General features: G+C 58.3%; 20 protein-coding genes. 14 read left to right on the forward strand and 6 right to left on the reverse strand.

Translation table 11 applies throughout. The annotated features are described in order from the left end of the window. Positions 1-671 precede the first annotated feature (671 nt). From GHK62_RS30390 to GHK62_RS30455, 14 genes are all read left to right on the forward strand, one after another. Positions 672-992, forward strand: coding sequence for an iron-sulfur cluster assembly accessory protein (locus tag GHK62_RS30390; protein WP_153442648.1), 321 nt, complete (start codon positions 672-674; stop codon positions 990-992). A 102-nt stretch (positions 993-1,094) separates the two neighbouring features. Next, entirely contained in the window at positions 1,095-2,255 is a 1,161-nt protein-coding gene (gene nifS, locus GHK62_RS30395) for a cysteine desulfurase NifS (RefSeq protein WP_327791103.1), read from the forward strand. A 141-nt stretch (positions 2,256-2,396) separates the two neighbouring features. Next, on the forward strand, positions 2,397-2,849 hold the full coding sequence (gene nifW / locus GHK62_RS30400; RefSeq protein ID WP_153442650.1) for a nitrogenase stabilizing/protective protein NifW: 453 nt from the start codon (positions 2,397-2,399) through the stop codon (positions 2,847-2,849). Positions 2,850-2,949: 100 nt separating this feature from the next. Beyond that, the gene (locus GHK62_RS30405) at positions 2,950-3,801 is read left to right on the forward strand and encodes an electron transfer flavoprotein subunit beta/FixA family protein (RefSeq protein WP_153442651.1); all 852 of its coding nucleotides are present in this window, start codon (positions 2,950-2,952) and stop codon (positions 3,799-3,801) included. Between the two features lie 17 nt (positions 3,802-3,818). Continuing rightward, positions 3,819-4,928 carry an electron transfer flavoprotein subunit alpha/FixB family protein gene (locus GHK62_RS30410; protein WP_153442652.1) on the forward strand — a complete coding sequence of 370 codons (1,110 nt, stop codon included), beginning with the start codon at positions 3,819-3,821 and terminating at the stop codon, positions 4,926-4,928. An 11-nt stretch (positions 4,929-4,939) separates the two neighbouring features. Continuing rightward, positions 4,940-6,247, forward strand: a complete 1,308-nt coding sequence (locus GHK62_RS30415) for an FAD-binding protein (protein WP_153442653.1) — start codon at positions 4,940-4,942, stop codon at positions 6,245-6,247. Between the two features lie 14 nt (positions 6,248-6,261). Further along, complete coding sequence (locus GHK62_RS30420; protein WP_153442654.1) at positions 6,262-6,555, forward strand: ferredoxin family protein; 294 nt, start codon at positions 6,262-6,264, stop codon at positions 6,553-6,555. Positions 6,556-6,717: 162 nt separating this feature from the next. Beyond that, entirely contained in the window at positions 6,718-8,379 is a 1,662-nt protein-coding gene (nifA, locus tag GHK62_RS30425) for a nif-specific transcriptional activator NifA (RefSeq protein WP_167528402.1), read from the forward strand. A gap of 222 nt (positions 8,380-8,601) precedes the next feature. Then, positions 8,602-10,083 (forward strand): nitrogenase cofactor biosynthesis protein NifB, encoded by a 1,482-nt coding sequence (nifB, locus tag GHK62_RS30430; RefSeq protein ID WP_153442655.1) that lies wholly within the window; start codon positions 8,602-8,604, stop codon positions 10,081-10,083. Between the two features lie 34 nt (positions 10,084-10,117). Continuing rightward, a complete protein-coding gene (locus GHK62_RS30435; RefSeq protein ID WP_028002421.1) occupies positions 10,118-10,312 on the forward strand; it encodes a 4Fe-4S binding protein in 195 nt (64 codons plus the stop codon). Positions 10,313-10,378: 66 nt separating this feature from the next. Continuing rightward, positions 10,379-10,705, forward strand: coding sequence for a nitrogen fixation protein NifZ (locus GHK62_RS30440; RefSeq protein WP_153442712.1), 327 nt, complete (start codon positions 10,379-10,381; stop codon positions 10,703-10,705). Further along, complete coding sequence (nifT, locus tag GHK62_RS30445) at positions 10,702-10,932, forward strand: putative nitrogen fixation protein NifT (protein WP_153442656.1); 231 nt, start codon at positions 10,702-10,704, stop codon at positions 10,930-10,932. The genes GHK62_RS30440 and nifT overlap by 4 nt, the downstream gene beginning before the upstream one ends. 302 nt (positions 10,933-11,234) lie before the next feature. Next, positions 11,235-11,549 (forward strand): hypothetical protein, encoded by a 315-nt coding sequence (locus GHK62_RS30450; RefSeq protein WP_153442657.1) that lies wholly within the window; start codon positions 11,235-11,237, stop codon positions 11,547-11,549. Between the two features lie 13 nt (positions 11,550-11,562). Continuing rightward, positions 11,563-12,612, forward strand: a complete 1,050-nt coding sequence (locus GHK62_RS30455; protein ID WP_153442658.1) for an AbrB family transcriptional regulator — start codon at positions 11,563-11,565, stop codon at positions 12,610-12,612. 28 nt (positions 12,613-12,640) lie between these two features. Here the strand turns inward: GHK62_RS30455 and GHK62_RS30460 are convergent, their stop codons facing one another. The 6 genes from GHK62_RS30460 to GHK62_RS30485 form a co-directional block, all read right to left on the reverse strand. Beyond that, complete coding sequence (locus GHK62_RS30460; RefSeq protein ID WP_167528403.1) at positions 12,641-13,891, reverse strand: YiiX/YebB-like N1pC/P60 family cysteine hydrolase; 1,251 nt, start codon at positions 13,889-13,891, stop codon at positions 12,641-12,643. A gap of 185 nt (positions 13,892-14,076) precedes the next feature. Next, positions 14,077-14,877, reverse strand: a complete 801-nt coding sequence (locus GHK62_RS30465; RefSeq protein WP_153442660.1) for a dimethylarginine dimethylaminohydrolase family protein — start codon at positions 14,875-14,877, stop codon at positions 14,077-14,079. A gap of 41 nt (positions 14,878-14,918) precedes the next feature. Beyond that, positions 14,919-15,881, reverse strand: a complete 963-nt coding sequence (gene ctlX, locus GHK62_RS30470) for a citrulline utilization hydrolase CtlX (RefSeq protein ID WP_153442661.1) — start codon at positions 15,879-15,881, stop codon at positions 14,919-14,921. Continuing rightward, positions 15,881-16,954 carry an ornithine cyclodeaminase gene (locus GHK62_RS30475; RefSeq protein WP_153442662.1) on the reverse strand — a complete coding sequence of 358 codons (1,074 nt, stop codon included), beginning with the start codon at positions 16,952-16,954 and terminating at the stop codon, positions 15,881-15,883. The genes ctlX and GHK62_RS30475 overlap by 1 nt, the downstream gene beginning before the upstream one ends. Before the next feature lie 80 nt (positions 16,955-17,034). After that, a complete protein-coding gene (locus tag GHK62_RS30480; RefSeq protein ID WP_202982061.1) occupies positions 17,035-17,604 on the reverse strand; it encodes a carboxymuconolactone decarboxylase family protein in 570 nt (189 codons plus the stop codon). A gap of 137 nt (positions 17,605-17,741) precedes the next feature. After that, the gene (locus GHK62_RS30485; RefSeq protein ID WP_153442664.1) at positions 17,742-18,794 is read right to left on the reverse strand and encodes a succinylglutamate desuccinylase/aspartoacylase family protein; all 1,053 of its coding nucleotides are present in this window, start codon (positions 18,792-18,794) and stop codon (positions 17,742-17,744) included. Between the last annotated feature and the right edge of the window lie 110 nt (positions 18,795-18,904).

Consider the following 18,904-nt stretch of genomic DNA (forward strand, 5'->3'; position numbering starts at 1 on the left):
AAAGGAAGGCTTCAAGGTTCATGCCACCTTCGGTGTGGGCAGCAACAACTCGTTCCGCGTGGGTTTCTAACTACTTAGGCATGAACATGCAAAAAGCAGATGAAGTAAGGCTGTGTCATCAAATCGGCAAAGCCGACATGATTGTCGCATGGCGAGATGGCGCCGGCCGTGGACGCCTCCCTTCCCTTGGCGATCGCGTTCTTGGCTTGCTCCCGGAGAAAGGTACCGGGCGTAATTCAGCTGATTTGGCCGTGACTATCCGGGGACGTGGCCGCTTCGTTTTCGGTCGCCCGCGAGTTCGGCTGTTCTCTTGACATCAGTGCGAGGTGCGCCTCGGCCTCGATGACACTTGTGATCTGCCATGAGGGCATGATTTGGAGAAACGCCGGAGCTGTTACCACTAGGGCAACTTCCAGGTTCGGGAGCAAGCCGAGCCGACTACCGCCGCGTCGCCGATAAAGCAAACACCGAGAATAGACTTCGACCCTCAGGTCGGAGAGAGCCTCACATGAACCGACTTGATCAACTTGCCAATGTCGCAACTGCGACTGTGTCGTACACACGACATAGCCGTGTTTGGACATCGCGTTGTTTTGCCACCGTTTTTCCATTTGGCACGCCAGGTGCATCATCTTTTGCAAGCGCAACTCGGAACCAGGAGAAACGGTCCTATGATAACGCTTACCGACAGTGCCATTGCCGCAGTGAAGTTTGCGCTTTCCCAGGCTGACGAGCCGGTAAGTGGCTTGCGCATCACGGTAGAAGCGGGCGGCTGCTCCGGTTTCAGATACCACCTAGGTTTGGAAAGCGAGTCGCGCGAGGGCGACGCTGTCATCGAGACGAGTGGGGTTAAGGTATTCGTGGACTCAGACTCTCAACCTCATGTAGGCGGCATGACAGTGGATTTCACAACCGGTGTGAATTCCCCCGGATTCATTTTCGACAATCCCAACGCGAGAGAGAACTGCACCTGCGGAAAGTCCTTCAGTTGACGACAAGACGAGGTAATCATGATAAGAATCAAGGGACGCCCTTCAGTGCTAGTGTCCCGGCGTGCTCCTGACGTCACTTTAATAGGCGGAGGGGCATCCTCGGTGTCTATCTATTTCGATAACAACGCAACGACACGGGTCGATTCCGAGGTTGTCCGGGCAATGCTGCCGTTCTTGACGGATCAGTTTGGCAATCCCTCGTCGATGCATGATGTTGGCGCCGCTGCCGGCGCAGCGATGAAGAGGGCGCGCCAGCAGTTGCAAGCGCTGATCGGCGCCACGTTCGACCATGAGATCATTTTCACCTCGGGCGGGACTGAAAGCAACAATACTGCGATTCTTTCGGCGCTGGAGGTGATGCCTGGGCGAACAGAGATCGTCACTTCAGCGGTTGAGCATCCCGCGGTGCTGGCGCTGTGCGGGTACCTTGAGAAGACAAGAGGAATCAAAGTTCACCGGATCCCGGTGGATCAACATGGTCGAATCGACATTGATGCCTATCGGACGGCCCTCACCCACCATGTGGCAATCGTCTCGATTATGTGGGCGAACAACGAGACGGGAACGATCTTCCCCGTGGTCAGGCTTTCTGAGATGGCCAAGAAAGTCGGCGCAATTTTCCACACTGACGCAGTGCAGGCCGTCGGCAAGCTTCCGATAGACCTGAAATCGACGGCAATCGACATGCTGTCGCTCTCCGGCCATAAGTTCCATGGGCCGAAAGGTGTCGGCGCACTCTTCATAAGGAGCGGCGTGCCCTTTCATGCGCTCTTCAAAGGCGGGCACCAGCAGCGCGACCGACGCGCGGGCACAGAGAACACGCCCGGGATTGTAGGCTTAGGCAAGGCAGCCGAACTTGCCTTGGAGTGCATGGACGAGGAAAACAGGCGGGTGAGATCGCTCCGCGATCATTTGGAGAAAGGACTTCTCGCACGTATCCCCAACACCTTCGTCAACGGCGATTTGCTCGCGCGGTTGCCTAACACGACAAATGTGAGCTTCGAGGGCATCGGCGGTGAAGCCGTGCAATTTCTGCTCAATCGCAAGGGCATCGCCTGCTCTTTTGGCTCCGCCTGTACCTCGGGCTCCTCACTGCAGAGCCATGTTCTAGAGGCGATGAAGATTGCCCCCACTGCGGCACTTGGCGCAGTTCGCTTCTCCTTTTCACGCTTTAACCGCGAGGAGGATGTCGATCAAGTGCTTCAGGTGATACCTGGAATTGTGAAGAAACTGCAGGACTCGTTTCCAGCAGCTGTGCGGTAGGCGAAATGCCGGAGCATGGCAACTGCGCGGCCGCACCGGACTGATCTTATACGGACGCACCTGGCGAAGGTCGGCTGGCGTTGGCTTCAGCGTCCAGCGACAGCCGGGGCTGCCCCCTTAGTCCCCCTACAGGAGAATGCGATGATGCATGATGGTGAGGCCCTGTCCAGTGATGCGATTATCGCGCGGCTAAAGAGATTGTCGGCTGCCGAGGAATTCTTCGAGGCCCTTGGCGTTTCCTATGAGCCGAGGGTGCTCGATGTCTCGCGGCTCCATATCATGAAGCGCATGGGACAATACTTGGCCGAACAGGTATCTTCCGATCCCGACGCCGTGGGGGCCGCCGACCGTGCGCGCGACGCTCTCGAACGCGCCTATGCGGACTTTGCAACCACGTCGCCGCTATCACATCGCGTCTTTAGAGTGCTTGAGGCGCGTGACCCGACTAAGGCAGCCGCGCCTAGCCGCACCTTTGTATCGTTGGACTCCGTCCTGAACGGAAGCGACAAATATGGCTCGAATACGACGATTCGATGTCTCGAATCCGACACCATTGTCGCGCCATCGGCGTGCTGTGAACCGAAACGTGCTTGAGTTTCATGGGCTTGTTGAGCCGCAGGTGGTTGGCACGATTGGTGCTTGGAAGAGAGGCGAAAACGTCATGTTCACATGCGATCGGAGTTAAAGAGACCTCATGCACATAGTAGTCTGTATCAAGCAGGTACCGGACTCAGCGCAGATACGCGTCCATCCGGTGACGAACACGATCATGCGCCAAGGCGTACCGACAATCATCAATCCTTACGACCTGTTTGCCCTCGAAGAGGCACTCCAGGTGCGTGACCACCATGGTGGCGAGGTCACCGTGCTCACCATGGGCCCACCCATGGCGGAGGAAGCACTGCGCAAGGCGCTCACTTATGGCGCAGACCGCGCGGTACTCCTGACTGACCGCTACTTTGCCGGCTCCGACACGTTGGCCACTTCATTTGCTCTTTCCCAGGCGATCGCAAAGATTGGCGAGAGCTTTGGTAAGCCTGATATCGTCTTCACAGGCAAGCAGACAATCGACGGCGACACCGCCCAGGTCGGCCCCGGAATAGCCAAGCGCCTGAACCTCGTACAGTTGACCTATGTCGCAAAAATCACTTCCATTGATCTCAGCGCACGCACGATCAGCGTCGAGCGTCGCTCGGAAGGCGGCACGCACGTCCTGAAGAGCGAACTGCCCTGCCTTATCACTATGCTGGAAGGCACCAATGCCATTCGCCGTGGCTCACTCGAAGACGCCTTGCGCGCCGCACGCAGCGAGATCGTCAAGTGGAATGCGGCGGATGCCGGCATCGAAGACATCACCAAATGCGGTCTGCGCGGTTCACCGACAGTCGTCAAGCGTGTCTTCGCCCCTACCCCGCGAGAGCAAAAAGCGGTGCAGATCGACACCAGCGAGAAGACGGTGCACGACGTAGCTGACGAGCTGGTCGCGTCCATTTTGACCCACCAGCCGGCGCTGGAAAACGAGCTCTCCTCTTCTGGTGGCGCGTGAGCAGATAGGAGCAGATTATGGGAACTCGAAAAAGTAAAGCACCGCCCCCAGCCCAAGGCCGTGCCAGCATGAAGAAGGACCTACCTGAGCAATTCAGGGATTATAGGCACGTCTGGGTTTTCATGGAACTGGAACGCGGTCAGGTTCACCCGGTCTCGTTCGAACTTCTGGGCGAAGGCCGCAGACTGGCTGACCAACTGGGCGTTCAGCTCGCAGGTGTTATTCTCGGCCCGCCGGGAGATCCTACCTCGCATGCCGTTACTGAGGCCTTCGCCTATGATGCGGACCTGGTGTATCTCGTCGAGGAGCCGCTGCTCACCGATTATAGAAACGAGCCCTTCACCAACGCGCTGACCGATCTGGTCATTACCTATAAACCCGAGGTTCTTCTCCTCGGGGCGACGACGCTCGGTCGTGACCTCGCCGGTTCCGTCGCAACGACACTGCTGACGGGGCTCACAGCCGACTGCACCGGACTTGATGTCGACGCGGACGGTTCCCTCGCAGCGACTCGGCCAACATTCGGCGGCTCATTGCTTTGCACGATCTATACGCTCAATTGTCGTCCCCAAATGGCAACTGTGCGGCCAAGAGTCATGCCCATGCCACAGCGGTCAAACAAGCCGATCGGGCGGGTAATCCGGCACGATTGGGGGATGGCCGAGGAAGAAATCGTCACGAAGGTCCTCGGTTTCCTTTCCGATGGCCAGTCGGAGAAGGCTAATCTCGCCTATGCGGACGTCGTGGTTGCCGGTGGGCTTGGACTCGGCGCTGCGGACAACCTGCTGCTCCTGAAGAACCTCGCGCGGACGATCGGCGGTGATTATGGCTGTTCCAGGCCGCTGGTGCAAAAGGGCTGGATGCCGTTTGATCGGCAGATCGGTCAAACTGGCAAAACGATCCGCCCGAAACTCTATATTGCGGCAGGAATATCAGGCGCAGTCCAGCACCGTGTTGGCGTCGAGGGAGCTGATCTCATTGTCGCTATCAACACCGATCCGAACGCGCCAATCTTCGATTTCGCCCATGTCGGTGTTGTAGCCGATGCGATCAGTTTTCTCCCTACATTGGCGGAAGCTTTCACCAGACGGTTGGCGCCGGCCAACCGTCTAAGACTTGTGAACTGAGGTAAAGCCCCATGACCGAGGAAAAATTCGACGCCATTATCGTCGGTGCCGGTATGTCCGGAAACGCCGCTGCTTACACTATGGCAAGTCACGGTCTGAAGGTGTTGCAGTTGGAGCGCGGAGAGTACCCGGGCTCCAAGAACGTCCAAGGCGCCATCCTGTACGCTAACATGCTGGAGACAATCATTCCAGATTTTCGCGATGACGCACCTCTTGAGCGGCATCTGGTCGAGCAGCGATTCTGGGTAATGGACGACACGTCACACACCGGAATGCACTACCGATCGGACGACTTCAATGAGCCGACGCCAAACCGTTATACGATCATTCGTGCTCAGTTCGACAAGTGGTTTTCGCGCAAAGTGCGGGCCGCGGGCGCGACAGTTTTGTGCGAGACCACGGCGACGGAACTGGCTCTCGATGCAACCGGGAAGGTAATAGGCGTCCGCACCGACCGAGAGGGCGGCATCATCCATGCGGACGTGGTCGTTCTCGCCGAAGGAGTAAACGGCCTCCTCGGCACGAGAGCAGGATTTCGCAAGGTCCCGAAGCCCGAAGCCGTGGCACTCGCTGTCAAGGAAATGCACTTCCTGCCGGAGGAAGTCATCGCTGAGCGCTTCGGCCTTACCGGCGACCAAGGCTGCGTTATTGAAGCGGCGGGGACAATCTCGCGCGGAATGGCCGGATTGGGTTTCCTTTACACCAACAAGGAATCAATCTCGCTCGGCATCGGCTGCCTTGTATCCGATTTCGCAGCGACCATGGAAAGACCATATACCCTTCTTGAAGACTTCAAGGACCATCCATCAATCCGGCCGCTGCTTGCGGGGTCCGAGGTTAAGGAATATGCGGCGCACCTCATTCCGGAGGGTGGGTTCAAGGCAATTCCACAGCTCTTTGGGAATGGCTGGGTTGTGGTTGGCGATGCGGCGCAGCTCAACAACGCCGTGCACCGCGAGGGGTCCAACCTCGCCATGACGTCGGGTCGCATCGCCGGCGAGGCTATCTGCGCAATCAAGAGCCGAAAGCGTGCGATGACCAGGGAGAACCTCTCCCTTTATAAAACCATGCTGGACGAATCTTTCGTTGTGAAAGATCTTAAAAAATACAAGGACATACCCGCCCTTCTTCATACGAATTCACGCAATTTTTTCATGACCTACCCGCAGCTGCTGTCGCAGGCGGCTCAAAACTTCGTGCGCGTCGACGGCACACCCAAGATCGAGAAGGAAAGAGCGACCACGGCCGCCTTTATCAAGGCGCGTTCGCGATGGGGACTGGTCAGCGACGCGGTCCGCTTGGCACTGGCTTGGCGCTAAAGGGGAGAAATGAGATGAAAGCTTCAGTCGTTCGCATAGAGGACAAGCTTTACCAGAACCGTTACCTGGTAGACGCAGGGCGGCCCCACATCAAGGTGCGAAAGCATCAGTCTCCGAGCTCGAGCCTGCTCGCGCTGACCCTTGTCTGCCCAGCGAATTGCTATGAGGTGAATGAAGACGGGCAAGTAGAGGTTACTGCCGACGGATGCATGGAGTGCGGTACATGTAGAGTACTATGCGAAGAAAGTGGTGACATTGATTGGAGCTATCCACGCGGCGGATTCGGTGTGCTCTTCAAATTTGGGTGAGCGTCTCGCTTTTGTCTAGCAAGACGGGTACGTTCACTGCGTAATCAAGTGCGAACATAAGCACTTGATCACGTTCGCATGGCGGCATTTTCTCGTTGGGAACCAGAAGCCGTCCCTTACGACGCTTAGGGTGTTTCCCCGCAAGAATCGGCTCGATGACGCATGCCTGAATCATCCGCTACAACCATGCATAAACGGGTATTGGGGTCCAGCGGTCTCTACCGGATATCGCAGGCCTTGATCTCTTCAGCCAGCCTTGAGATCAAGCTTGCCAATGTGATGAACACCCTCCCCGCACTGCTGCCAATGCGGCGCGGCGCAATCGTCGTTCTGAACGCTGATGGAGAGCTCGATACAGCTGCAAGGTTTGGGTTTGAGCATGCATCATCAGGCGCTCGTTACCTTCCGGCGAAGGCTGCAATAGATAGAATCGTCGCAAAAGGCCTGCCGCTAGCCTTCCCGGACGCTTGCAAGTCGGACCTGTTCCAGGATGAGCTGCAGAGCTTGTTGAGCGGCACTGGCCAAGTCACCTTCATTGGTGTCCCGATGAAGGTTAATCAAGAAACGCTCGGAACGTTATGGATAGACCGCGCCAACGATGGCGGCACTCTTGAGAAAGAGGTGCGTTTCCTGTCCATGGTCGGCAACCTCGTCGCGCGAGCGATCCGAGTGGATCGCCACCAGAGCCGCGATGATCAGCCCATCGCGGACGAGGAAGGGGCTCTCAAGAAGAATCCAGGCGACAACGAACTGCCCGAAACCGACCGACAACGGCCCGCAAAAATCGATTGGATTGTCGGGGAAAGCCCTGCGCTAAAGCAGGTGGTTGAAAGTGTCAAAGTCGTTGCAAGAACCAATTCTGCGGTCCTTCTCAGGGGCGAAAGCGGCACTGGCAAGGAATCCTTTGCAAGAGCCATCCATGATCTTTCGCCTCGCAGAAAGAGGCCCTTCGTGAAGCTGAACTGCGCCGCACTGTCTGCAGGCGTCCTGGAATCGGAACTGTTTGGACATGAAAAGGGCGCCTTTACGGGCGCCATCTCTCAGCGCGCCGGCCGTTTCGAACTGGCGGATGGCGGAACGTTGCTGCTCGATGAGATCGGCGAGATTTCGCCGGCTTTTCAAGCGAAACTGTTGCGCGTCTTGCAGGAAGGCGAGCTTGAGCGAGTCGGCGGCACAAAAACACTCAAAGTGGACGTTCGACTCATCTGCGCCACGAACAAGGACCTGGAGACGGCAGTCGCGACGGGGGAGTTCAGGGCCGACCTCTATTACCGCATCAATGTGGTGCCTCTAGTCTTGCCGCCTCTGCGGGAGCGAAATGGAGATATTCCACGCCTTGCGAAGGTTTTTCTCGACCGGTTCAACAGGGAAAACAATCGCGATCTCGCATTCACGCCAGCTGCGCTCGACACCTTGTCGAAATGCAACTTTCCCGGCAACGTCCGAGAGCTTGAAAACTGCGTCCGCAGGACCGCCACTCTCGCGCGTTCAGGAATGATCGGTCCATCAGACTTCTCCTGCCAGAATGACCGGTGCTTTTCTTCAATGCTCTGGAAAAGCGGTGACCATCCGATTGGCGGCCATTCGGTCAATGGGTTGGCTATGAGTAAAGGTTGGTCGGTCGAATCGCCGGTCGGCCTCGGTTACCTCAGCGGTCCTGGCGACTTATCGGGGACATCAAATCTAACGGACCGCGAGCTCTTAGTCAGTGCGATGGAGAAGGCCGGCTGGGTTCAGGCAAAGGCAGCTCGGATCCTCGGCCTCACACCGCGGCAAGTCGGCTATGCTTTGCGCCGGCATGGTATACAGGTGAAGAAAATCTAAGGTCGATGAGCCCACTTACCGTGGGCGTGGCTAATCCTCTTCCTCAGGCACGCGAGTCTATTGTCCAATTTGGCCAGTTGCTGTCGCGACTTCGACAAAACTGCGTCGGAGATATTGGCTCAAATCGAACACAAAATGCCAACCTCTTGAATTTCCATCTCCTTTGGTTGGCACAGCGCTTGCACTTCCGACAACAACCTTACTCACCAGTGGAGCTGTTCGATGAGTGCACCGATAATTTCGCTTGAAAGCCTGACCAACACGACATCCTCTGGGCAGTTGCTGACGACCGCGAAATCCGGTGGCTGTGCATCCTCCTCCTGCGGCTCATCCTCGAGCTCAACCGACACGGATCCGGCTACGTGGGAGAAGATCAAGGATCACCCCTGCTTTTCAGAGGAAGCACATCACTATTTCGCCCGTATGCACGTCGCCGTGGCACCTGCCTGCAACATCCAATGCAATTATTGCAATCACAAATATGATTGCGCCAACGAAAGTCGTCCTGGCGTCGTGTCGGAAAAGCTGACACCGGACCAGGCGCTACGCAAGGTGATTGCGGTCGCCAACGAAGTGCCGCAGCTTTCCGTTCTCGGCATCGCGGGTCCGGGCGATGCCTGTTACGACTGGAACAAGACAAGGGCGACTTTCGAACGCGTCGCCAGTAAGGTTCCCGACATCAAGCTATGCATTTCCACCAATGGACTTGCCCTGCCGGAGCATGTCGACGAGTTGGCGGAAATGAACATCAGCCACGTGACAATCACCATCAACATGGTTGACCCCGCAATCGGCGAGAAGATCTACCCATGGATCTTTTATGGTCATCGCCGCTACACCGGCATGGATGCTGCCAAGATCCTGCATGAGCGGCAGATGTTGGGGCTTGAGATGCTGAGCGAACGCGGCATTCTCACGAAGATCAATTCGGTGATGATCCCCGGTGTCAATGACGAGCACCTGATCGAAGTCAACAAATGGGTCAAGGAGCGCGGCGCGTTTTTGCACAACGTCATGCCGCTGATCTCCGACCCTGCACACGGCACCCATTTTGGCCTAACCGGACAGCGCGGCCCAAATGCGCTCGAACTGAAGGCGCTTCAGGATCGTCTCGAAGGTGGTGCCAAGCTGATGCGTCACTGTCGACAGTGCCGCGCTGATGCAGTCGGCCTGCTCGGCACTGATCGTGGCCAGGAGTTCACGCTCGACCAGATTCCGCTCGAAGTTACCTACAACGGTGGCAAGCGTCATGCCTATCGGGAGGTGGTCGCACGCATACGCGATGACCATTTGGCGGCCAAGAACCAGGCGATCACAACTCTTGGGTCATTGAGCGCGCGCGGGACGCTTCAAGTGGCTGTTGCGACCAAGGGTGGCGGACGCATCAACGAGCACTTCGGTCATGCGAAGGAGTTCCAGATTTATGAGGCATCGCAAGCAGGGATCAAGTTCGTGGGACACCGCAAAGTCGAGCCGTATTGCCATGGCGGCTGGGGCGAGGATGCGAACCTCGTTGGCATCATCGCTGCACTCGAAGGCATAGACATCGTGCTGTGCGCCAGGATCGGAGATTGCCCCAAGAATAAGCTCATGGAAGCCGGGATCCGGGCAACGGAGGCCTTTGGCTATGATTACATCGAAACCGCGATCAGCGCTCTTTACGCCACTGAGTATGGCGATGACCTATCGCAGGCAACGGCTTGAGCTCGCCTATCCGGACCCAATCAGGAGTTAATTAATGGCCTTCAAAATCATCGCATCTCAATGCACCCAATGCGGCGCCTGCGAGTTCGAATGCCCTTCCGGCGCCATCGAGTTCAAGGGCGAGAACTACGTGATCAACCCTGACAAGTGCACCGAATGCGAGGGAGTTTACGAGTTACAGCAATGCGCCTCGGTGTGTCCGATGCCGAAGACCTGCGTGCCGGCGTAAGTCAGGTTCGAACACGGGCTTCCTGCCCGGCAGGCCCTGTTAAGCCCAACGATGAAAGGAATGGCGATGGCTCCTGGACGCGAAGAGCAGGTCGAAATCCACAATCCTCCACGATTTATGCCAGGTGAGAGAGTTTATGCCACACGCCACATAAAAAATGACGGCACCTATCCCGGGAGGGAAATCGGAGAACGCCTCGTCATGAAAGGCGACGCGGGCTTTGTGCGCGATGTAGGCACCTTTCTCCAGCAGTTCTACATCTATGCCGTCGAATGGATTGATCGTGGCGTCGTCGTTGGAATGCGTACGCGTGAACTGAGGAGCCTCGAGGAGACCTCAACCCGGAAAACGACTGAATGCGCCAGGGGTGTCAACGAAGGAAAAGCCAGATGAAGGTAACGATCCGCAGAAGCGGCAGCGGCTTGTCAGCGTATGTTCCCAAGAAAGATCTCGAGGAGCCGATCGTCAAGGTTGAGAACGAAGGCCTCTGGGGCGGCTTTGTGGTGCTCAGAAATGGCTGGCGGCTCTTACTGCCCGACCTTCCGGAAGACACCCGCCTACCCGTAACCGTGGAGGCAAGGAAGATCGTGAATGATGCCGCGCAAGAGGAAACATCATGAATACAAACACTGGCTTCCGCGCGTGTTATCGTTCGGAACAGCCATGACGAACACGACTTGACCCGGCGCGGATGAACCTATGGCCTTGAACGTTCGGCAGCGCTGTTGCCTCCGATTTGCTTGGCGGCTTGTGGCCGTCTTGCCTTGGAGCGTCCCTTCCCCTTCGCCGCCGGTGCGCGATTCGCATTCATAACGACCTGCCGCAGTGCGTCGCCCGGTCGAGGGGCGCCAACATCACCTCGGCGCAATCGGCCCCGTGGGAGTTGCGCGGCGCCCGAGCCCCGCTAAGGAAGGAGTCAACCATGACTGCTGCAAAGGCAGGTATCCTGCGCACTGGCGAACTGAAGTCTGCGATCGGCGCGCCGATTGGCACACGCGAAGGTTCGACCAGCATGATCAAGGGCATCACCGTTTTCGGCTTTGGCGCTCCAATCGGGCTGCACAAGCGTAATTGCGACGATAACGTGATGGTTGCCGACGCCAAGCGATCGCAAACATCGGGACCGTCTAGCCTGTTCCAAACGATGCGGCGGCCGCACCGCTTCATCAAGCCGCTCACAATGCGATTGATGCGCGTTTTGATCGCGGATCAAACGCCAGACAATCCGAGACTGTGACGACCTATGGCCGATGATGCTTAAGAAGGGTGCGCCAATTGCCAAGTTTGCCGTGACTCTCGCGCTGGGAGCGCTTGGCGGCTGGTTGATGCGGCATTTCGATATGCCGCTCGCCTGGCTCAACGGCGCGATCATCGCGACAGGCTTGGGTGCGCTGTTCAGGTTGCCGGTGGCGATTCCACCCTTCGCTCGAGCGCCAGTGACCGCTGCGATCGGTGCCATGCTCGGAACGTCGTTTTCGCCTGCGATGTTCGAGCATGCCGGTTCATGGCTGTTGTCGCTCGGTGGTCTGGCGGTGTTCATCGCGGCCGAGGGCGCACTGGTCTACATCTACTTCCGGCGCATCGCGGGATTCGACCACCCCACGGCCTACTTCTCGGCAATGCCCGGAGGTCTCGTCGGCATGGCGACACTCGGCCTGGAACGTGGCGGCGACGAGAAGATGATCGCGCTCGCCCAGGCCGCCCGGATCATCTTGGTGACACTTGCCTTGCCGTTCCTGATTCGGAGCGTCACCGGAGTTGCGCCGGATCTTTCCGGGGGGGCCGCTTTCATTCCGCTCTCAAGCGTCCACACTAACGACGTTCTGTGGTTCTCCGTGGCTGTTTTGTTTGGCGTGGCTGCCGGGATATTGCTGCGCCTGCCAGCGCGCTACCTGCTCGGTCCCATGTCGGCAAGTGCCATCTTGCATCTCATGGGAATGACGCAATTCGCGCCGCCGACTGCCGCACGCGCCGTGGCGCAGGTCGTCATCGGAGCGACCATCGGCTGCCGTTTTGCAATGGCGCCGCCGAGAAAGATCGTGGCCGTCATCGGCCTGTCGTTCGGGTCTACAATCCTGCTTCTGTCGGTGACGCTAGCCTTCGCGGGCGCTATCTCCTTCCTCACAGGAGACCGGTTCACCGCTCTCATACTCGCCTACTCGCCGGGAAGTGTCGCAGAAATGAGCCTCATTGCTTTGTCGCTCGGGATCGAGATCCCGTTCGTCGTAGTCCATCAGATCGTCCGTCTCTTTCTTGTAGTAGGAGGAGCGGCGGCCGTGTTTCGTTGGGTGAAGCGCTAAAGAGTTCGGAATTCCCTACCTCGACGCCTTACGTCAGAGGAACATAGTACTCGCCAGCCGACCTCCGGATACCGAGACAATCCGAACAGAGCCGAAGGGTGCTAGGTCCCCCTAACGGGCGCTGAGACTCCTCCAGAACATAATCGCTGGCCGGGTCATCACCGCAACCGGAGCAAACATCCGAGCGCCCGACTGCATCGATGACAACGCGTGTCATCATGGCTTGAGGGGGGTCCCACTGCTCCAGTGAGGCAAACCACTCCGGTGTATGCGGAACCAGCTCGGGAGGTCTGGCAGGCAGGGGGTGTCCTCTCATGGTCAGCCAGGCCGTGGCCGTTTTGATCCGCTGTGCATGCAGACTTGCGAGATGCTGGTATAGCTCTGCCATGGCGTGAAAGAAGCGAAAGCCAAACTGCCGACTGAAGAGCCTGTACGCGCCGCGATTCACAATATAACGATGCGGGCCACTCTCTTGATCGCGAAGTGTCATGCGGCAGTAGGCTTCGACCTCCTCTGAATTATGACCATTCATCAAGGCCACGTCATACTGCCAGGGATTCTTCTCAAGCTCGATTTGCCACAGCATGAGATAGCCTGATCGCTCAAGGAGAGCGCAAAAGGCGTCATCGTCTTCAGGATTCTCGACGAGGTGACGATGGACATCGTCGAAGGTCTGGATATCCTTATTTTTCGCTCGTGCACCAGCAAAGACGTCGTTGATTGCCTTCCGCATTATCTCGGTGCTATCGACATGTTTGTCCCAGCGTGCCTTTTCCTCCGCAGGAACTTCAATGGCGGGATTGCCGATCGCCATAAGAAGGGGGCTTTCTTTAAGATCGGCGGGTGAACAGAAGTTCACGTTGCCAACCAGCTCAATCCCTGCGTGCGAGAAAGCTTGAGCGACAAGCCGCGAACAGAACTGCTTTCGGCTCGGGCGTCGTGTTCCGCCGAGCGCCGTCTGCGCAGCCTCCTTGGTCGAATATTGGGTCCCGATTTGTGCGCGCATGAATGTAATCACGGCATTGAGCTGGGCGTTCGTGAAGCCCTTGCGCAGCCTCAGAATATAAATGGAACAGCCATCCTCGTAGAAGAGGCGCTGCGTATTCCGGGCCTGCACACCTTCGGCCGTAGCATCGATAACCGAGTGACCTTCGACACAGACCATGGCATGCGAAATGTCACTGCGCGTCGCGATCCGAATTGCCTTGCTGACGGCCTCCGTCGATGTCGTTAGAATGATGTCGCCCGATTTAAGTACGGTATCATTGATCCGTTTCATAGCAGTTGCACTCTTATGGGCCTTAACTGTTTCTCTGCGCCGGGTAAAATCATTCGACGCCATGCTGAGACGCATGCTGGTTGCGGCCGGCAAGGAGCTCCTAAACTAAGCATCTCAACCCAATCCCATTCCGAACCAGGACAAGGATCCCTCGGATCTACAATACGAACTTGCGTTCTGCGTATTTACCGTTGGCGATACCACCGCAGCGACATGCAGGAAAGGCCAGCATCGATCTTCTCGATCTCGACCGTCTTCAGCGGCACAACCTTGTAGCCTCGGCTCTCGAGCATATCGAGCGTGCGAGGGTAGTAAGCGCTGGCGAAGACGACATCGTTGACCCGCAGCACGTTCGCCGCCGGCTCTTCGCCTTCTGGCACGATGATCTTGCGGAAACCTTCGAACACGGCAGCATCGGCAAGTGCCGCCGTCGCAATCACGGTCTCATCATCGAGCAGCGAGGATGCTGTCTTAAAGTGCAGAACGCCTTTCGGAGTTTCTGCGATCCGCGCCTTTCCACCGAGCTTCTCGATGCAGGTAACGAGGGCCTCGGCGCCAATCCTGTTCGTGCGCGCGGAGAGGCCGATCAGCGCCCCGCTTGGCGTGTACATGATATCGCCGCCGTCCGCGTCGCCGGGCGCAGGCAGTTCAAGCACGGTTTCGAACATCTCGCGCAGAGCTGGCGCGATCTCCGCCGTCTCGTCCACCCGGCTCGGCGTACCAGGACGAAGCAGAATGGCGCCGTTTGTAAACACCAGCGCCGGGTCTTCGACAAAGATCGAATCCGGAAACGCTTCAAGCGGCGGAAGCACGGTGACCTCGACGCCCGCCCTGCGCATGGCTGCGATGTAGGCGTCGTGCTCAGCCTTGACGCCTTCGTAGGTTGGGCCGTCGCGGTCGTCGGCGCGCAGGCCGTTGACAACCGAAGTGGAGGGTTCGCGAACGATCGCAGCGTTAAACTCATAGACTGATCTGGTCACTGACATTTCTTTTGTATCCCGTAGTTCTGGATGTGACTGCGCGGCGCTCATGCGGCCGCGAATAACAGGTGTTTCGTCGGCGCCGTGCGCCGCGACAGATGGATGCCGGCGAGCATGCAGCGAACCGAGCCGCCGGCAAGCTCGATCGTCGAGACGTCGAACGGCAACAGCTTCGCGGAGCGCTCGATCACCGCGATCTGCGCCTGATCGAGGCTCGAGTGGGCGCGCGCGGAAAGCACGACGACACGCCCCTCCCCGCCCTCAAGCTCGATGGCGTTGCCGGCGAAGTTCTCGATCTGCTCGATCGAAATCGCAATTACCTCACGACCGGTCTCTTCGAGCCTCGTGACGATTCCCTGCCGCCGGGAAACGTCGGGGATCATTTGCGTCCCCAGCAGGGCAAAATCCGTGCCGATGCACATCAGCACATTGGTGTGGTAGATCGGCTTGCCGCTGCGATCGACGGCATCGAAGATCATGGGCTCGAAATTGAAGTGGGTGCAGAACCGTTCGAGCGCGACTTCATTGGTGCGGTTCGAGCGCACCGCATAGGCGACCCGGCCGACGTGGTCGAGCACCATCGCCCCGGTGCCTTCGAGATAGACGTTGTCCTTCTCAAGACCCGAGTAATCGATGACGTCCTGGACACGGTACTCGGCCTTCAGCATCTCGATGACGTCACCGCGGCGCTCCATCTGCCGATTGGCGGAGTACATCGGATAGATCGCGATGTGGCCGCCGGAATGGGTCGAGAACCAGTTGTTGGGGAAGACCGAGTCCGGCGTCGAGACGGTTTTGTCCTCGAAGACATGGACGGTGACGCCGGCTCTAGCGAGACCTTCGGCCAGCCGCGTCACCTCGTCGAAGGCCTTGCTCGCGATCGCTGCGGCGGAGCGCTTGTCGTCATTCGACTGGAACGCATTGTCGGCCGCGGTCATCGGGTTCGGCGTGAAGTGATGCGGCCGGATCATCACCACCGACTTCGGCGCTTGTACCGACTGTCTGCTCATCAGAGTGCTCCAACCGTGGCAGCAACGGGAGTAGGCTTGGCGGCACGCAGGATCATGCCGAAGAGATCGCGCGGCTCGTCCGGATCGGCGAGCAGGTCGAGCTCCTCATAGAGGCCGGTCTCCTTCAACCGGTCGCGGACATAGCGAAGCGCGGAAAAGTCCTCGATGGCGAAGCCGACGGAATCAAACAGGGTGATCTGGCGCCCGCCCGAGCGGCCGGGCACTTGACCGGTGATGACCTTCCAGAGCTCGGTCACCGGATGATCTGGATCCAGTTGCTGGATCTCGCCTTCGATGCGCGTCTGGGGCGGGTATTCGACGAAGATGTCAGAGCGCAGCAGGATGTCGCGGTGGAGCTCCGTCTTGCCGGGGCAGTCGCCGCCGACGGCGTTGATGTGAATGCCTGGCCCGACCATGTTGTCGGTGAGGATCGTCGCATATTGCTTGTCGGCCGTGACGGTGGTGACGATCTCTGCACCCTCCACCGCCTCCTGCGAGGATGAGCAGGCGGTGATCTCGAAGCCCATGCCGGCAAGGTTCTTTTGGCAGCGGGCCGTGGCGGACGGATCGATGTCATAGAGACGGAGCTTGTCGACGCCGAGGATGGCCTTGAAGGCGATTGCCTGGAATTCCGACTGGGCGCCGTTGCCGATCATCGCCATGGTGCGCGCGCCTTTCGGCGCCAGATATTTGGCGGCGACGGCCGACATGGCCGCGGTCCTGAGCGCCGTCAGGATCGTCATCTCCGTCAGCAGTATCGGATAGCCGTTGCCGACATCGGCAAGGACACCGAAGGCGGTCACGGTCTGACGGCCAAAACGGGTGTTCTTCGGATGGCCGTTGACATATTTGAAGCCGTAGGCCTCCCCGTCGCTGGTCGGCATCAGCTCGATGACTCCTTCTGCGCTGTGCGACGCGATCCGCGGAGTCTTGTCGAAGCACTCCCATCGCCGGAAGTCCTCTTCGATATAGGCGGCAAGCTCGATCAGGAAGCGTTCGACACCGGTTGCCAGCACCAGCTTCATCATGTGATCGACGCTGACGAACGGGACGATATTGAGTCTTTCTTGCATGCTTTGGAAACTCCTTGTGGGTGCGCGATAAAGCGGCCCATGAGGCCCGTGAGAAAGTTCGGCCCGGACCAATGCGTAGGCTAATCGCGCAAGTAACCTGCGACGTCCTCCCCGTCTGAACAGCAATATTTCCTGAGCCCCTCATCGGACGTGCAAGCGTCCTCAACAGGAGGCGAGAGTGGTCGTGCGGCGAGCTCAATCGCGATAGCCTCGTCGAACGGGGTATCGTAGGTCATCACCAAGTAACCGAGCGTGGAATAGAAGCCGACTGTCGCAATCAGGTCGAAGACAGCGCGTCGGCCTATGGCAGCAGACAGCTCTGCTTCGAGCGCGGACGGAAGCCGCCGTTCATCAAAAAGCGCGTCCACGGCTCTTGCGATAAGACCGTCTTCCCCGTCGGGCGTGCCGCACATGGCTCGTATGCGTTCGTCCGAGAAACCGATTGCACGCGCCCGGCTCACGTGATGCTTCCATTCGTAATCCGAGCGCAAGCGGTAGGCCGCGCGGAGTACCACAAGCTCGGACCGTGTGGGGCCTAGCGCATTGTCCTTGACGACGTGCCGACGCAGTGGCGCCCATGCCCTTAGCAAAGCGGGATGAAGCGCCATGGTGCGATAGGAGTTCATGGTTCCCGCAAAGCCGTTCCGCATGTCAGAGATCTCGGAAGGCCAGCAGTCGTCGTTTATCGGCAGGCACGGAGCCGAGTCTGCAGCATCAGAACGCCTTCTCATCGCGCTTAGACCTCCAAGCGGTGCGTCACAGTATCTTGGATGAGACTTGGAATCTTTCACTCCTCGACCACCACATCCGTGGCACTTCTCCGGTCTCCGATGATTTTCATCAGATCACCGCCTCTGCGCGTGAACCGATGCATGTGCCTCGTGAGCACGTAGCCGCTCTGTGGCGCACGAATGTCAGCCGAGCCGTCCGGTTCGCCCGGAGAATGGACGATCGTCGCAACGAGATCGCCTTTCTCGACCCGATCTCCCGGCTTCACGTGATAGAGCACTGTTCCGGAGCATGGCGACCGCATCATCTCCAGGTTTTCAAGAGGCGCAGCGATACCTGCATAGGGTTCTTGTGGTCCGATTGCTTCATCAGACACGACGCCGCGCCAGACCAAAAGCCGATAGAGACCTTCGGCATCCGCCTCAGCGAGTTCCGGATCGACATCGCGCATGCCGCGGAACTCCACTGTGGCGACAACGCGTCGGTCGAGCCTGGCTACCTCGGGCGATGCCTTCAGGTAGGGGTGTATCGCGGCGACCTCGAATTCACCGTCGCCGGGATCAGACGAGTACAGGATCGCTTCGAGGCGCAAAGCCGATGCGCAATCTGCGATAGCCGGCCACAGAACTGAGTGCGCGTAAATGTATGGCACCCCCTCATAAGCACAATGAAGGTCCAGTACGATGTCGTGCCCCATCGACAGTTGCATCAACCGATCCTTGAGCTCCTGGTCAGCCGTGGTGACCTTGGCGCTCCCACTGAGAGGCGACGCATCAGGCTCATCCAACAGAGCAAAACCGCGGTTGAAATTTCTGCGAGTGTCAAAATGAAACCGCCCATGCATCTCGCCGAAAAGCATTTGCGTGCTCCCGATCGGATTGGCCGACGGGACGATCGTCATGGCGCCGCGGATGCGCCCCTCTGCCTCAGCTTTGCGCAGCCGCTTCATGAGGGCATGAATCGCGACGGTACCTGGCAGCTCGCAGGAGTGCAGTGCTGCCTGAAGGTAGGCCGTCGGCGCATCTGGCGATGTGCCTTCGATGCGGTAGACGGGAAACTCGTAGCTGACACCTTCGGTATCGCCTGCGATACGCTCGATCGATTTCTTCATCATTGTTCTCCTTCGAACCGGTCGTAGTTTCCCTTGGGCCGCAATCCGGGCCGGCCTGGCTGTGCCTCGGCTGACGACGGGGCCATGCCTGATAACTTCGGTTTTGCAAC

Source organism: Sinorhizobium terangae (assembly GCF_009601505.1).
GTDB classification, from domain to species: Bacteria; Pseudomonadota; Alphaproteobacteria; order Rhizobiales; family Rhizobiaceae; genus Sinorhizobium; species Sinorhizobium terangae.